This is a genomic window from Gordonia sp. SMJS1, from assembly GCF_029866425.1.
Classification (GTDB): domain Bacteria; phylum Actinomycetota; class Actinomycetes; order Mycobacteriales; family Mycobacteriaceae; genus Gordonia; species Gordonia hongkongensis.
In genome coordinates, this window is sequence record NZ_CP123381.1 from 3,504,936 (window position 1) to 3,520,220 (window position 15,285).

Sequence of the window (15,285 nt, forward strand, 5' to 3'; positions counted from 1 at the left end):
CCGAAATCGGCAGGACGTCGACCGGCCGTGTCATCGACGAAGCCGCACCGCCGATCCGGGGCCACCGATCAGGATGATCGGCGCGCGGCGATCACCCGCCGCTTGACCCGGCGCACCACATTCGCCGCCCGCGTCCGCGCACGGGGTCCGACCTTGGGCAAGGGCGCCGCGAGCACCATCGCCGCGATCGTGTCGAGCGCGACGTCGAGCACCTCGCCGTCCGACGGCGGCGGTACGTCGCCTGCGTCGTGTTCGGGCGACACCACCAGATCGTCGAGGTCACCGACGACGTCGTAGCCGGCGTCGCGGACCGCCGCGACCATCCGCCGGGACTCCCCCGCCGCCCACTCCCGGCTCTTGTCCGAGAGTCCCTGCGGTGGGCCGGACGGTGCCTCGAACAGGATCTCCCCGATCACCTGCCCCTTGATGATCCGCTCGTATCGGCGCCACTCGATGACGTCCGGCTGCAGGCGGCGGTTGAGGCCGCGCAGGAACTCGGCCTGCGGCGCGGACAGCGAGCTGTTCAGGCTGGGGACCGGGATCCGCAGCGGGACCGGATCGATGTTCATCACGCGCAGGAACCGATCCCAGAGCGTGTCGCCCGGCGCTGCCCCGCGGGGCGGCACCGTGACGATGTGGACACGCTCGGGTCCGACGGCACGCGACCAGCGTTCCAGGATGCCGACGTAGTCCTGGAACTCCCAGAACGGCTCCTCGTCGACCTCGTCGGCCGGGGAATCGTCAGCGGGGGTGCTGACGATGACGGGACCGCCGGTCCGGCGCCCCTCGGAAGCGAAGGCCACCGAATCCACGAACTCGTCGAACGACGCCCGCCGCTGGTTCTTCACGTTCTCCTGCCACACGGACGGGAGCTGGCGGCCGAGGTCGCGGACGGTCGCGATCACGTGGACCTCGTCGGCGAAGGACAGGTCGGCCATCAGCCGTTCGATCTGGTCGACGGTCGCGGTGCTGTACAGCTCGTGCGACAGCAACGAGATCTGCGGCCAGGCCCGGATCTGACCGAGGAGCGTCGGCCATGTCCCGGCGAAGGCGGGATCGACCCAGTCGAGGTATCGCTCCGGCTGCAGGTGCACCGCGGCATGGAAGTGATCGGAGATCACGTTGCCCGGGTACAGCAGCCCGGAGGACTGCAAGGCCAGGTCGCGGTTTCGCCAGAGGCGATCCTGGAGGTGTGTGGTCCCGGTCTTGGGAAGGCCGATGTGTACGTAAACGACGGACATGATGGGTCCACCGTAGACATAAGTTCACGATGATTCTTATTGGCCGACGCGGCGGCCCGCCGTTCCCGACGCACGGATTTTGGCGGGCTGACCCCGGCTGGTAATGTTGTGCGCTGTTGCGGTGACGCCGTGAAGATGCTTCACGTGCCGACACCGCCCGGTGCGAGTTCAGCCCCAGGGCCGACCGTCCGACCCGAACAGACAGACATATCCACCAGCAACGACAGAGGTAACACGCGTGGCAAACATCAAGTCTCAGATCAAGCGCAATCGCACCAATGAAGCGAACCGCCAGCGCAACCAGTCGGTGAAGTCGGCCCTTCGTACCGCGATCCGCAGCTTCCGTGAGGCTGTCGAGTCCGGCGACAAGGCGAAGGCCGCCGAGCTCGGCCAGACCGCCAGCCGCAAGCTCGACAAGGCTGCCAGCAAGGGCGTCATCCACGCCAACCAGGCCGCCAACAAGAAGTCGGCCATCGCCCTCGCGGTCAACAAGCTCTGATCTGACGCCGACCCCGGTCGGCCCGACGGTTGATCCGTCGCCACATCTCCATACCTCGATCACCCCGGCAGCATCCACGCGGTTGCCGGGGTGATCGACGTTTCTGTCTGGCGCCCTACCGCTGGTTGAGCCGGCCCCGAGCGGAGCGAGGCGCCGAGTCGAAGCCACTCCCGTCCGACGGCCGACTCAAGACCGGCCGCGTGGCGTCAGCTCCGCCGACGCCCGTCCGGCCGGAGGTCGGCGACCGTGGCGACGGCGTGGGTCAGGCTGTAATCGGGGTCGGCGGCCTGCCCCTTCACATCCGCGTTGAGCGCCGCGACCACGCCGACCGCCCGCGCGATCGACTCCGCGTCCCACGCCTTGGCCTTCGCCTGCACGTTCTTGACCCGGTTGGGCGGCATGCCGAGTTCGCGGGCCGCATCGAAGTGGTTGATCGACCCCATGGGCCGGATGCGAGCGATGGCGTGGACGGCCTCGGCGAGGGCGTCGGCCAGCAGCACCCGCGGTACGCCGTGGTGCAGTGCCCAGGCCAGGGATTCCAGCGCGCCGGCACGGTCGCCCGTCACAGCCCGGTCGGCCACCTCGAATCCGGTCACCTCGGGGCGGCCCTGGTAGTACAGGCGCACGGTGTCGCGATCGACCTTGCCGCCGGTGTCGGCCACGAGTTGCGCGCACGCGGCGGCCAGCTCGCGCAGTTCCGATCCGACGCCCTCGACCACCTGCTCGACGACATCGGCGCCGACCTTCACGCCCAGCGAACGAAACTCGTTGCGCACGAACGTCATTCGCTCCGACGGCCACTTCGGGGCGGTCGTCTCGTGTTCGACGGCGCCGGCCTTCTTCAACGCGGGGACCATCGACTTCGCGCGGCCTCCGCCGTGATGGATCACCATCAGCGTGATGCCCTCGGGCAGCGACGACGCGGTCGCGGCGATGAGCGCGGCCGGCTCCTTGCCCGCGTCGGCAGCGGCCTCGACGACGACGATCCGCTCTTCGGCGAACAGCGACGGACTGAGCAGCTCTGCGAGTTCGTGTTCGCTCACGTCGCCGGCACGTACCCGGGTCACCGGCACCGGGGTACCCGCCGCTTTCGACGCGGCGTCGACCACGGCCGAGATCACCCGGCCGGTGAGGAAGTCGTCATCTCCGAGCAGCAGGTGCAGGCGATCGGTCACGGCGACAATGGTGCCAGACGGCGCCGACACGGTCGCAGCGCCCGACGCCGGCGGTCGGCCACGCGACACGACGGAGCGTCGCAGGCCTCATCCGAACGGGGACCACACCTCCACACTCGCCCAGCCCACGCCACCAAGGGTGCGCGCGCACACGACCATCCACCACAGTTCGGGGGCGAGGGCGCGCACCAGCAGTTCACCCACGAGCGCGCCGACGCCGTCGGGCGGCCCGATCGCGCCGATGAGTGCGGCGAGGGTGCCGACGACGCTGATCACCGCGACCACCGGGGCGACCAGGAGATTCGCGACGATCCCCACCACCGAGAACGTACCGGTCACCACGACCACGATCGGCGCCGTCACCACCTGCGCGGTGACCGCCATCGCAAACACCTCGGCGACACCCGGCGGACAACGCCACTCGCGCAACCGGTCACGGAGTCGTGGAGCCCACAGCACGATGGCGGCGGTGGCGGCCACCGACAAGGCGAACCCCGGTTGCAGCGCCAGCTCGGGCCACCACAGGAGTCCGCCGACGACCGCCGCACCGAGCGCCGGGAACGCCTGCGCCCGACGAGAGGCGAAGAGCGCCAACACACCCACCGCTCCCATCAACGCGGCACGCACGACACTAGGCGACGGCCGGACGAGCACCACGAATGCCAGGATCACCACCAGCCCGACGACCGCGGCCGCCCGCGGTGGCACACCCGCACTGCGAACCACGAGAAGCGCTGCCCCGCAGACGATCGCGAAATTGCTGCCGCTCACCGCGGTCAGATGGCTCAGGCCGGCGTCGCGGAAATCGTCCCGCAGGCCGTCGTCGAGGGAGCTCTCGTCGCCGAGCACGAGGCCGGGCAGGAGTCCGGCCGCGTCCTCGTCGAGCGCCCGCGCGGCCAACACCTGCAACCGTTCCCGGATCGCACCGGCCACCTGCTGGTGGGCGGGCGGCGAGCCGACGACCCGGGGCTGCTGCGCAGTCAGGGTCGCCACCAGCAGCGAGTGCTCGGGCGGCGGCCGCACCCGCGCGACCGTGAGCACCCGTTGCCCGGGCAACAGTCCCGACCACTCCCCGAGATCCCCCATCAGGTCGGCGGAAGCCGTCGGAACACGATGCGAACCAACCTGTTCCACGTCGACGCGCAGACGGACGCGTCCGGCCGACGAGGGCCCGACAACCACCGGGTCCCCACGCACGGTAAGTACGACCGTCGACTTCCCGGTCGACGCGGCCAGCGGGTGATCGGAGCGGACCTCCTGCCGGATCGCCAAGGAAGTCGCGCACACCGCGGCGAGTCCGGCCACGACGATGATTAAACCGACCGCGTCCCATCCGAACCGGCCGCCGGCACAGACCAGCGTGCCGACCGAGGCCACCGCGCCCGAACAGATCGCCAGCCCGAGCGTGTACCCGGGCGGCATCACCAGCCCGAACGCCGTCACCGACCACACCGCCACCGCCGGTACCAGCAGGCGGTAGTCCACCCGTCAGACCGTCACGAGATCGCGCAGTCTGGCCAGGCGTGCCGGACCGATCCCGTCGACCTCGGCGAGCTGGTCCACGGAGCTGAAGCGCCCGTTGCGATCCCTCCACGACAGGATGGCCTTCGCGGTCACCGGCCCCACCCCGGGCAACTCGTCGAGGTCGGCCTCGGTGGCGGTGTTGAGGTTCACGAGTCCGCCGGTGGCCGGCGGACCACCCGAACCGCCGGCGGGCGCCCCTGCATCTGCCGGGGGTGCACCCGCGGGTGCGGGCGGCGCGCCGGAAGCCCCGACGACGGCGCTGCGCAGCGACATCTCGCCCTGCCCGCCCGCGTAGCCGACGAGGATCTGATCGCCGTCCCGGAGGACCTGCGCGAGGTTCAGCGACAGCAGATCCGCGTTCTTGCGCGCACCTCCCGCCCGGTCGATCGCGTCGGCGACCCGCGCCCCGGGCGTGAGTTGCACCAGACCCGGCGTGTGCACCAAACCGACGACACTGACCACCATCTGCGCCGGGATCGATTCGGTCGGCACGGCCGGCGGCGTCGACGGGTCCGACATCGACGAGGTGCCGGCCACCGCACCGAAATCCACGACCGGCGCCGACCCCGACCCGCGGAACAGTCCGAAGGCCGCGACGGCACAGACGACGACACCGACCGCGATCAGCGCGAGAGCTGCCGGTGGCGCGACCGCGAAGCGCCGCCGAGGGATGGGATCGTCGTCGAAGTCATCGTCATCCTCGGCACCGTCGCCGCCGACACTGTCGCCGCCGTCGGCGTCCGACCGTCGCCGCTGGGTTCGCGCCGGCGTGTCAAGCCACGTCGGCATCCCGCCGATCCCCCACCCGGGATGCTCGGGTTCCTCGACGGGGCCGAGCCGGTCGTCGATGTCCGGCGCGAGCGGCGGCGACACGGGGTCGATGCCTGCCGTACCGTCCCGTCGGTCCGGCAGATCGGCCACCGGCGCCAGCCGGTCCAGCGGGTTCCGCCGTCCTGATGCGCTCATGACGCCACACGCTAGGTCGCACAGCCGCCGCTGCTCCGCACGCGAACCGCAGAACCCGCGATCTGTGGACGGTCAGCGCGAGCTGTGGATGGCGCCGAGCCCGGCGCGCCGGACCGCTAGGACTCGCCGAGACCCTCGATCGGTTCGAGGTGCGCGGCGATCACGACGCCCACCGCGCCGGGGCCGACGTGGGCGCCGAGGATGGGACCGAGATCAACGGTCAGCTCGGAGGTCACCACCCGCAGCTTGGCGTGGACGGCCGCGCGCAGTTCCTCGGCGACGTCCGGGCTCTGACAGTGCTGGATGCCGACCGTGACCGCGCGCCCGCCCGCGGAGTCGGCGGCGGCGTCGACCATCTTGTCCAGCGCCTTGGAGAACGTGCGATGACGTTCCTTCAGCGTCAGGGTCCCGTCGACCATGTGCAGGATCGGTTTGATGGACAGCGCCGATCCGAAGAGCTTGCCCGCGGCGCTGATCCGGCCACTGTTGCGCAGATTGTCGAGCTGCTGCACACACAACAGCGAGTCGACGGTCGCTGCCTGTCGGATGGCGGACTCGTACACGCGGTCCCGGTCGGCTCCCCCGGCGGCGGCCTGGGCGGCCGCGACGGCGGTGAAACCGACTGCGAGACCGACAGATCGGGAATCGACGACCCGAACCTGCCCGGAGAACTTCTCCGCAGCCATCCGCGCCGAACTCCAGGTCCCCGACAACCGGCGCGACATGTGGACGGCGACGACGCCGGCACCCTGACTCGCCTCGAGCGCGGACTCGAAATGTTCGGAGAGATCGTTGGGGTTGGCGCCGGAGGTGGTCACGCCCGGCGTCGTCACGATGTCGGCCGGGATGTCGTCGACACCTTCGCGGTAGTCCTCGTCGCCGACGGCGAGGTGCAATGGGACCTGCCGTATCCCGTAGTGCTCGGTCACCGACCGCGGCAGTCGGGACGAGGAGTCTGTGACGACGACGACAGGCACGCGTCTACGTTAACGGGTTCACGCGCCGGGCCTCCACGGGCGTCGGGGTCGGGCCCCCGGCGTCGCGGTTCGCGCGCCGCCGGACGGCGTCGACGACCGGGGCGACAACGTCGGCGATGCCCCGATGGCACGAGAAACCCCAGTGGATTCCGTCGGGATTCATCTCGGCGGTGTCGTCGTCGAAGGCGTCCCGGGTGACCGGGTAGAAGTCGACACTCGGTAGGCCGTGGCTCGACGCCCATCGCGACATCGCCGCGGTCGTCGGGATCCGCCCGGCATGGACGTTGCCGTAATACGGGCTGCGGTGGGTGGGCGGCAGGCACACGACGATCGGGAGGTCCGGACGCAACTGGGCGAGCGCCGCGCGGATCTTCTCCAGGTACTCGATCGTGACGTGCGGCGGCAGCGCGAGCGGCCATCCGAGGTGCGACCCCCGCGGTTGTATCCACGCATAGGCCGCGCGTATTCGCTGCCGCAACCCGTTCGGCCTGATGTAGCGGATCTGCTCCCGGAAAGCCGTCGGAAGCGGCGAGGGCAGAGTGTCCATCCCTCCGAATGCGAGCACGACGACGTCGGCGCGGGGCACGGTGGCCCAGATGTTCGGGTCCTGGGTGAGGGCCCACCAGACGTCCCGGCTCGTCCACCCGATCCGGCCGAACAGCCGCACCTCCGAACGCGTCGCAGCGCCCACGAGCATCGGCCAGATCCGAGGGTCATCCGCGGGCAGACCGCCCTGCGGACCGTAGTACGCGAGCGAGTCGGACAACACCAGCACACATCGCTCCCGCGCATCGGCAGCGGATGGACCGGGTCCGGCGGCCTCGGTCATCGGCGGACGTCGCTCACTGCACCGCCGGGTCGGAGTCCTCGGCGGACGCGTTCCACACGTCCAGGCGCCACCGCGGCAGTTCGCCGGGCATGCTGTGCCCCGACAGCTGCACCCAACTCGTGTTCGCGAGCCCCCCGAAGACGGGCCAGTTCTCGACCGGCAGCCCGAGCAGCGCCGCGGTCATCGCCGCGATCACTCCCCCGTGGGCCACCAGCACCACCGGCGCCTCCGGGTTGTCGCCGACGCCCCACTCCGGCAGCAGCTCGATCAACTCGTCGACCAGGGGGGTGGAGCGGCGGGCGACGTCGACGCGGCTCTCCCCACCCGGCGGCGTCCAGGTCGCGTCATCGCGCCAGACGGCGCGCGCGCCCGGCATCGCGGCATCGACGTCGAGGTGCGTCAGACCCTGCCACTCACCGAGGTGTGTCTCCCGTAGGCGTACGTCGGTGGTCACCGGCAGACCGGTTCGATGCGCGAGTGCCTCGGCGGTGTCGCGGGCCCGCCGCAGGTCCGACGACCAGATGACCACCGGTTGCCGCTTGGCGAGCTCGACCGCCGCCGAACCAGCTTGCCGGACACCGAGTTCGGACAAGTCGGTGTCGATCTGGCCTTGCATCCGACTCGCCGCGTTGTACTCGGTCTGCCCGTGCCGCAACAGGATCAGGCGCCGCACCACCGGGGTGAGACGTTCGACGGCGGTGTCGTGTGAGTCGGGACCGCCACTCACGACAGCCCGTCCACCTCGACCACCGGGCAGTCCTTCCACAGACTCTCCAGCGCGTAGAAGCGTCGTTCATCGGTGTGCTGGATGTGCACCACGATGTCGGCGTAATCGAGCAGTGCCCAACGACCTTCGCGCGTGCCCTCGCGCCGCAGCGGCTTGTGGCCGGCCTCCCGCAGCTTCTCCTCGACCTCGTCGACGATCGAGTTCACCTGACGCTCGTTGTCGGCGGAGGCGATCACGAAGGCGTCGGTGATCACCAACTGCTCCGACACGTCGATCACCGTCACCTCATGGGCGAGCTTCTCGGCCGCGGCCAGGGCGGCCACCTTGGCCATCTCCAGCGCTTCAGCTGACGCAGTCACACTTGTCCTCTCATTCGGTCACGGCCTGTTCGCCCAGGTCGCGGCCCAACCCGTCGGTATCGCCCTGCAACTCCCCGGGAGGAATTTCCTCGGGCGGGAGCCGCTCGGGGCGGTTGGCCCCCGGAAGCGCCGGGGCGGAGACACCGGGCGACGACGCCCGGGGCGCACGATACAGCTTCCGCTTGGCGATGTACTGCACGACGCCGTCGGGCACCAGGTACCAGACGGGCCGACCCTGCAACGCGCGCGTCCGGCACTCGGTGGACGAGATCGCCAGCGCCGGGATCTCCAGCAGATGCAGGGTGTCGGCGGGCATGGCCTCGAGATGGTGGGCCAGGTGCGTGGCGTCGAGCTCGTACCCCGGGCGGCTCACGCCGACGAATCGGGCGAGGCCGAACAGCTCCTCCCAGTCCTGCCACGACAGGATGGATTCCAGCGCGTCGGCACCGGTGATGAAGTACAGCTGGGCTTCCGGAAGCAGCGCTCGCAGGTCGCGGAGCGTGTCCACGGTGTAGGTGTCGCCGTCGCGGTCGATGTCGACACGACTGACGCTGAACTGCGGATTCGACGCGGTCGCGATGACCGTCATGAGGTAGCGGTCCTCCGGCGGGCTCACCGTCGTCGCCTCGCCGATCTTCTGCCAGGGACGGCCGGTCGGGACGAAGATCACCTCGTCCAGCGAGAACCGGTGGGCGACCTCGCTGGCCGCGACGAGGTGCCCGTTGTGGATCGGATCGAACGTGCCGCCCATCACGCCGATACGGCGCGCACGCGGGCGGTCGGGTGACATGGACGGTCAGTCTACGCGTCGAGCACTGACGCGAATCGGCAGCGCTGGTCAGATCGGCAGGAGGTCGGCGATGACCGTGCCCAGTTGTGTGGCGTTCCGGCATTCGAACATGTCGATCACGTCCGCGTAATCGGTCGCGACCGAGTCACCCGTGCCCCAGTGCTGCTTGGCCTCCGGGTTGAGCCAGTAGGCGTGCCGGGCCCGTTCCACCAGTTCGGCGAGCGCGTCGGCGTGCGGATCGTGATAGTTGTTCCGCCCGTCCCCGAGGATCAGCAACGCACCCCGGTGGGTCAGCGTATCGCCGTAGTCGGCGACGAACCCGGCCAGCATGTTGCCGTAGTCCGAGTGACCGTCGCGGGTGGAGATCCGCGCGGTGGAGATCATGTGGTGCATCGCCGCACCGAAATCCTCTTCGCCGTGGTCGAAGTAATCGGTCACCTCGTCGACGGTGTCGACGAAGGCGAACACCCGCACCTTCGAGAACTGTTGCCGCAGTGCATACACCAAGCGCAACGTGAACTGACTGAACCCGGCCACCGACCCCGAGACGTCGCAGATGATGATGAGTTCGGGCCGCCCCGGTCGGGGCTTGCGGTGACTGAGTTCGATGGGCACCCCACCGGTGGACATCGAGGCGCGCAGCGTCTTCCGGACGTCGACCGCGCCGCGGTGAGCGCGCCGTCGCCTCGTCTCGAGCTTCGCGGCCAGCAATCTGGCCAGTGGTTCGATGGTCTTGCGGATCTCCACCTGTTCTTTGGCACCCGCCGACAGGAAGTTGACGTTCTCCGGTAACGGGGGCACCGCATAGGCACCGACCTTCTCGCGGCCGTTGCGGTCGGCCATGCGCCGCTGGGTCTCTCGCTCGATCGCCGCACGCAGATCGTTGGCCTTCTGGCGCGCCGCCTGCCGGTAGAGCGGTTCCGTACCGGCCCGCCCGCCGTCCCCGTCGCCATCCCCGGCCATGGCCGCCGCGATCTTCGCGATCAGTGTCTGCGGACTCACCGCGGTGATGGCCTGATAGGCCGAGAACGCCTCGCCCCGAGTCGATCCGTAACGCCCCAACTCGTCGACGATCATCGCGATGGCCTGGTCGAGCCGGCCGTCGTTCGCCGACGCGTCGTCGGCGAGCATCTCCGCCAGCGCGTCCCGGACCGCCTCGACATCGAGCTCGCCGTCGGGGGTGCGCGGAAGATCCTCGGTCACGGTGCGCATTCCGGCGCCGACCGGGAACCACAGGTCGAAGACCCGGTCGAACACACCGCGATGGGCGTGATCGACGAGCAGTGTCGTCGCGAGCCCCTCGCGTAGACGGGGGCGTTCGAGGAGGTCGAGGACCTCCATGGCACTCGCCGCATCGATCAGCGCCGACGGCCCGACCACGATCCCGCGACGACGCAACTCGTCGACGAAATCGGTGAGGTGCGCGACGAGCGGAGCCGTCATCAGCCCAGCTTGAGTTCTTTGAGAGCCGTCTTGAGGTCCGGCCGGTGCTTCAGCACGACACCGAGCGTCCGCGCTATGAGTCCGTCGTCGAATCCGCCACCGCTCTTCGCCGTGGCCTTCTCCCCGGCTCCCAGCGCCAACAGCGTGTTCGCCCAGTCGATCGTCTCGGCCACCGACGGCTTCTTGCGGATGTCGAGTGTGCGCAGGACACCGACGATCCGCACCAGCTCGGCGCTCAGCGAATCCGACAGGTTCGGCACCCGCGACGCGAGGATCTCCTTCTCGCGCTCGGCATCCGGGAAGTCGATGTAGAGGTACAGACAACGACGCTTGAGTGCCTCGGACAGTTCACGGGTCGCGTTCGATGTCAGCAAGACGATCGGACGACGCTGAGCGGCAACGGTTCCCATCTCCGGGATGGTGATCGCGAAATCGCTGAGCACTTCCAGCAGCAGACCCTCCATGTCGACGTCGGCCTTGTCGACCTCGTCGATGAGGAGCACGGTGGCACCCTCGCGCGAGATCGCCTTGAGCAGCGGCCGCGGCAGGAGGAACTCGTCGGAGAAGATGTCGGCCTTGGCCTCATCCCACGCGCGGTCCCCCGTCGCCTGGATGTGCAGGATCTGCTTGGCGTGATTCCACTCGTACAGCGCGCGGGCCTCGTCGATGCCCTCGTAGCACTGCAGGCGGATGAGTTCGGCATCCGTGGCCGCCGCGATGGACCGGGCGAGTTCGGTCTTGCCGACACCCGCCGGCCCCTCGACCAGCAACGGCTTGCCGAGACGGTCGGCCAGGAAGGTCGAGGTCGCGGTCGCGTCGTCGGCGAGGTAACCCGTCGCGCGAAGGCGACCGACGACGTCGTCGACACCCTCGAACGACGGCACGACGGCCGGGCCCGAGCCGGTGTATCCCGCGGTCCCCGCGTCCGGGGTCGTCGCGCTCATCAGGCGGGCCGCACGTGGCCGTTGCCCCAGACCACCCATTTGGTCGAGGTCAGTTCCGGCAGACCCATCGGGCCGCGGGCATGGAGCTTCTGGGTGGAGATGCCGATCTCGGCGCCGAAGCCGAACTGCTCGCCGTCGGTGAAGGCGGTCGATGCGTTGACCATGACGGCGGCGGCATCCACCCGCCGGGTGAACTCGTCGGCGGCCGCCAGGTCGGTGGTGATGATCGCTTCGGTGTGGCCGGTTCCGTAGGTGTCGATGTGGGCGACCGCGGCGTCGAGCCCGTCGACCACCTTCATCGCGATGTCCATCGACAGGTATTCCATGGACCAGTCGTCCTCGGTGGCCGGCTCCATACCCGGCTCGTCGCCGTGGATGACCACGCCCTGGGTCTGCAGCACCGAGGTGATCCGCGGCAGCGCGTCGGCCGCGACGGCCTTGTCGATGAGCACGGTCTCCGCGGTGTTGCAGACACTCGGCCGGCGGGTCTTGGAGTTGAGGATGACACGCGCCGCGACATCGAGGTCGGCGAGTGCGTGGACGTAGACGTGGCAGTTGCCGACGCCGGTCTCGATCGTCGGGACCGTCGCATTCGACACCACGGCCTCGATGAGGCCCGCGCCGCCACGGGGGATGACCACGTCCACGAGTCCGCGCGCCCGGATGAGCGCGGTCACGCTGGACCGATCGTCGCTGGGCAGCAGCGACACTGCATCCGCGCTGACCCCCTTGGCCGACAGGGTCTCCCGCAGCACGCGCACGAGTTCGGCGTTCGACGCCGCCGCCGACGACGAGCCACGCAGCAGCACCGCGTTCCCGGACTTGAAGGAGATCCCGAACGCATCGACGGTGACGTTGGGGCGCGCTTCGTACACGATGCCCACGACCCCCAGGGGCACGCGCAGCTGACGCAGCTGCAGCCCGTTGGGGAGGGTCTTCCCCGCAACCACCTCACCGATCGGGTCGGGGAGCACGGCGACCTGCCGCAGACCGTTGGCGATACCGGCCACGCGCGAGGCGTCGAGCCGCAGCCGGTCGAGCAGGCTCACCTCGATGTCGGCCGCCTCGGCACGTGCGATGTCCTCCGCGTTCGCGGCGAGGATGGTGTCGGTGGCCGCCTCGATGGCGTCGGCCGCGGCGAGCAGGACCTCGTTCTTGCCCGCGGTCGTCAGACCGCTCAGCGAGCGGGACGCCGACTTGGCGGCACGGGCAAGCCCGAGAACGACCTTCTCGGTGTCGGACTTCTCGGCGCCGGAGCCGCCTTCGGCGACGGACTGCTCTGCGGTGGGTGCGCTCATCAACATCCTCGACTTCGGTGGTTCCGGGCGCAACCGCCCGGACAGTGCCGTTCTCAGAGTAACGCCGCAGGTTCGGAGTCCCCAACGAGATCCACGGTCGGCGCCTCAGGCGAGTGTGAGGAAGAGTTTCTCCAGCTCTGCCTCGGTCAACGGCGGTTGCTCACCGTCAACGGTCTCGATGCACTGCCGCATTCCCGAGGCCACGATCTTGAAGCCGGCGCGGTCGAGCGCGCGGGACACCGCGGCGAGCTGGGTGACGACGTCCTTGCAGTCGCGCCCCGCCTCGATCATCGCGATCACACCGGCGAGTTGCCCCTGAGCTCGGCGTAACCGGTTGAGGACCGCGGCCGTCGTCTCGTCGTCACCGGTCATCACTTCTCCTCCAGTTCGCGGGTGGCGGCACCACGTACGGGCGACCCGAGCGGGTCGGCCGTGGTTTGGCCGGCCACGTAGATCGGTACCCGACATCGGTGTCGGCGACCACGATACCCCCTGGGGTATGGTGGTCCCCGGGTGCAATACCCCAGGGGGTATCTACCGTGCCATCGAACAGAAAGGAATCGCGATGTCTCTCGCTCTGGCCACCACGCTGCCGGTCCCGTTCGCGGAGGCCGTCGAACGAACCCGCACCGCACTCGCCGACCAGGGATTCGGCGTTCTCACCGAGATCGACGTCCAGGCGACGCTCAAGACGAAACTCGACGAGGACATGGAGCCGTACTTGATACTCGGCGCGTGCAATCCGCCGCTGGCGCATCGGGCGCTCGGCGTCCAGCGGCAGATCGGGTTGCTGTTGCCGTGCAACGTCGTCGTCCGCTCCGACCCGGGGAACCCCGACCACACGCTCGTCGAGGCGATGAACCCCGATCTCATGGTCCAGGTCTCGGGCGAACCGGACCTCGAACCGGTCGCACGTGATGCCGCGGTGAAGTTGCGCGCCGCGATCGATTCCCTGACCGCACAGTCCTGAACCCCTTGCACATTCGTCCGAGACCAACGGAGTTCTCATGACCCACTTCGATTTCCACTTCGACCCCGTGTGCCCCTTCGCGTGGGCGGCCTCGCGGTGGCTCATCGACCAGGCGCAGGCACACGATGCCTCCGTCGACTGGCACGTGATGAGTCTGGCCATCCTGAACGAGGACCAGGAGCCGGATTCCGACGAGCAGCGGCAGCAACTCGACACCTCGCGGAGGCTCGGACGTGTGTTGATGGCGGCCGTCGACGAGTCCGGGACCGACTCCCTCGAACCGCTCTACTCGGCGATCGGCCGACGGCTGCACCACGCGGGCGACGAGATGACTCCCGCGACGGTGTCGGAAATCCTCGTCGACACCGGCCTCCCCGCCGGCCTGGCCGAGGCCATGGACGACGAATCGTTCGACGACGCCCTGCGCGCGTCGCATCAACGCGGCCAGGATGCTCTGGGCGAGGCCGGCGGCAGCCCCATCACCGGGATCGACAGCAACCATTTCTTCGGTCCCGTCCTCTCCGACATCCCGACCGGGGACGACGCGGAGGCGCTCTTCTCCGCACTCGTGACCCTCGCCGGCACCGAGGCCTTCGCGCAAATCAAGCGTCCCGCCGACGGTCCGCCGTCCTTCTCGCCGTGATCCCCGGGGCCCGGCCGGAGTCCGCTCCACCCTGTCATCGGCGCCGCGGCGTCACTCACACCGCAGCGCCTCCGACAGGACGCGTCGGGAGGGTTCGTCGATCGCCAATCCGTATGTAGCCGTGACGATCACGAACTGAATCGCGTACTGGCACCAGAATCCACGGGCCGGTGGCATCCAGCGCGCGGGTTCGGAGTCGCTCTTGTCCTGGTTCGAACGCCCGTCGACGGCAACGAGATTGGCGGGGTCGTTCGCGAAGTCCAACCGCCGGTCGGGCGGCCACGCCCACGCTCCCATGTCCCAGGCATACGACAGCGGGACGATGTGGTCGATCTGCACCGCCGACGCGCTCCGATCGCGCCGGAAGACGACGAAGTCGCCGGTGTACGGGCTCCGCAGTTCGCCCGCCAGTACGGCACGCGGACAACTCGACGTCGGGCCGGCTCGGATGTCGTGGAGATCCCGAGCCAGCACGTCGTTACGGGTGTCGCACCCGTTGCCGCCTCCGGGAACGGACCCGGCGTCCGACCAGGCGCTGCCGAACGCGGCCCGGTCGTAATCCTGTCGGTCGGTACGCCCCGCACTGATCGGGATCGAGGCGAGCGACGACGCCGCCTGCCCCGCCATCGCCCGAATCCTCGGGTCGGTGTCGGGACCGGCCCGAAAGGCGTCGACCCCGACGGCGACCACCACCGCCGTGACGACGGCGGCGACGAGCACCGCCCACTGCCGTGGCGACCAGGACGGCGAGTCCCGCGGCGTCCAGCGCATCCATCGGATCCGCATGCGGAGTCGTCGCAGCGTCGGCGAACGCATCACCATGCATTCTCAGACGCACACGGCGACCTTCTGGTTCCGTGTGTCGATCGGCCCGGCACCGGTGTCGCAGAACGTGGCGCC

General features: G+C 69.4%; 17 protein-coding genes. 3 read left to right on the top strand and 14 right to left on the bottom strand.

Annotation, left to right across the window (positions count from 1 at the left end):
- Positions 1 to 68 precede the first annotated feature (68 nt).
- A complete protein-coding gene (locus tag QAD21_RS15995) occupies positions 69 to 1,241 on the bottom strand; it encodes a hypothetical protein (RefSeq protein WP_068970225.1) in 1,173 nt (390 codons plus the stop codon).
- 238 nt (positions 1,242 to 1,479) lie between these two features.
- Between QAD21_RS15995 and rpsT the strand changes: the two genes are divergently transcribed.
- Positions 1,480 to 1,740: a 30S ribosomal protein S20 gene (gene rpsT / locus QAD21_RS16000; RefSeq protein WP_004023072.1), complete on the top strand. Its 261-nt coding sequence runs from the start codon at positions 1,480 to 1,482 to the stop codon at positions 1,738 to 1,740.
- Positions 1,741 to 1,946: 206 nt separating this feature from the next.
- Here rpsT and holA read toward each other — a convergent pair whose 3' ends face one another.
- The 12 genes from holA to QAD21_RS16060 form a co-directional block, all read right to left on the bottom strand.
- A complete protein-coding gene (gene holA, locus QAD21_RS16005) occupies positions 1,947 to 2,915 on the bottom strand; it encodes a DNA polymerase III subunit delta (protein ID WP_068970238.1) in 969 nt (322 codons plus the stop codon).
- Positions 2,916 to 3,002: 87 nt separating this feature from the next.
- Positions 3,003 to 4,400 (bottom strand): ComEC/Rec2 family competence protein, encoded by a 1,398-nt coding sequence (locus QAD21_RS16010; protein ID WP_205333491.1) that lies wholly within the window; start codon positions 4,398 to 4,400, stop codon positions 3,003 to 3,005.
- Positions 4,401 to 4,403: 3 nt separating this feature from the next.
- On the bottom strand, positions 4,404 to 5,405 hold the full coding sequence (locus QAD21_RS16015) for a ComEA family DNA-binding protein (protein WP_205333490.1): 1,002 nt from the start codon (positions 5,403 to 5,405) through the stop codon (positions 4,404 to 4,406).
- 116 nt (positions 5,406 to 5,521) lie between these two features.
- Complete coding sequence (locus QAD21_RS16020) at positions 5,522 to 6,382, bottom strand: DegV family protein (protein ID WP_205333489.1); 861 nt, start codon at positions 6,380 to 6,382, stop codon at positions 5,522 to 5,524.
- A 4-nt stretch (positions 6,383 to 6,386) separates the two neighbouring features.
- On the bottom strand, positions 6,387 to 7,211 hold the full coding sequence (gene octT / locus QAD21_RS16025; RefSeq protein ID WP_205333488.1) for a diglucosylglycerate octanoyltransferase: 825 nt from the start codon (positions 7,209 to 7,211) through the stop codon (positions 6,387 to 6,389).
- 13 nt (positions 7,212 to 7,224) lie between these two features.
- Positions 7,225 to 7,938, bottom strand: a complete 714-nt coding sequence (locus QAD21_RS16030; RefSeq protein ID WP_065632728.1) for a histidine phosphatase family protein — start codon at positions 7,936 to 7,938, stop codon at positions 7,225 to 7,227.
- A complete protein-coding gene (gene rsfS, locus QAD21_RS16035; RefSeq protein WP_004023080.1) occupies positions 7,935 to 8,297 on the bottom strand; it encodes a ribosome silencing factor in 363 nt (120 codons plus the stop codon). Before rsfS ends, QAD21_RS16030 begins: the two co-directional genes overlap by 4 nt.
- Positions 8,298 to 8,307: 10 nt before the next feature.
- Entirely contained in the window at positions 8,308 to 9,087 is a 780-nt protein-coding gene (gene nadD, locus QAD21_RS16040; RefSeq protein WP_068970228.1) for a nicotinate-nucleotide adenylyltransferase, read from the bottom strand.
- A 48-nt stretch (positions 9,088 to 9,135) separates the two neighbouring features.
- On the bottom strand, positions 9,136 to 10,530 hold the full coding sequence (locus QAD21_RS16045; protein ID WP_065632726.1) for a VWA domain-containing protein: 1,395 nt from the start codon (positions 10,528 to 10,530) through the stop codon (positions 9,136 to 9,138).
- Positions 10,530 to 11,474 (bottom strand): MoxR family ATPase, encoded by a 945-nt coding sequence (locus tag QAD21_RS16050; RefSeq protein WP_175401209.1) that lies wholly within the window; start codon positions 11,472 to 11,474, stop codon positions 10,530 to 10,532. The genes QAD21_RS16045 and QAD21_RS16050 overlap by 1 nt, the downstream gene beginning before the upstream one ends.
- Positions 11,474 to 12,772 (bottom strand): glutamate-5-semialdehyde dehydrogenase, encoded by a 1,299-nt coding sequence (locus QAD21_RS16055; RefSeq protein ID WP_165629839.1) that lies wholly within the window; start codon positions 12,770 to 12,772, stop codon positions 11,474 to 11,476. Before QAD21_RS16055 ends, QAD21_RS16050 begins: the two co-directional genes overlap by 1 nt.
- A gap of 105 nt (positions 12,773 to 12,877) precedes the next feature.
- Positions 12,878 to 13,144, bottom strand: coding sequence for a metal-sensitive transcriptional regulator (locus tag QAD21_RS16060; RefSeq protein WP_137808987.1), 267 nt, complete (start codon positions 13,142 to 13,144; stop codon positions 12,878 to 12,880).
- Between the two features lie 193 nt (positions 13,145 to 13,337).
- Here QAD21_RS16060 and QAD21_RS16065 point away from each other — a divergent pair, with 193 nt between their 5' ends.
- On the top strand, positions 13,338 to 13,742 hold the full coding sequence (locus QAD21_RS16065) for a DUF302 domain-containing protein (protein WP_137808988.1): 405 nt from the start codon (positions 13,338 to 13,340) through the stop codon (positions 13,740 to 13,742).
- Between the two features lie 37 nt (positions 13,743 to 13,779).
- Entirely contained in the window at positions 13,780 to 14,385 is a 606-nt protein-coding gene (locus QAD21_RS16070; RefSeq protein ID WP_137808989.1) for a DsbA family protein, read from the top strand.
- Positions 14,386 to 14,436: 51 nt separating this feature from the next.
- On the opposite strand, the gene QAD21_RS16075 is transcribed toward QAD21_RS16070, so the two are convergent.
- The gene (locus QAD21_RS16075; RefSeq protein WP_280359860.1) at positions 14,437 to 15,207 is read right to left on the bottom strand and encodes an HNH endonuclease family protein; all 771 of its coding nucleotides are present in this window, start codon (positions 15,205 to 15,207) and stop codon (positions 14,437 to 14,439) included.
- Positions 15,208 to 15,285 lie beyond the last annotated feature (78 nt).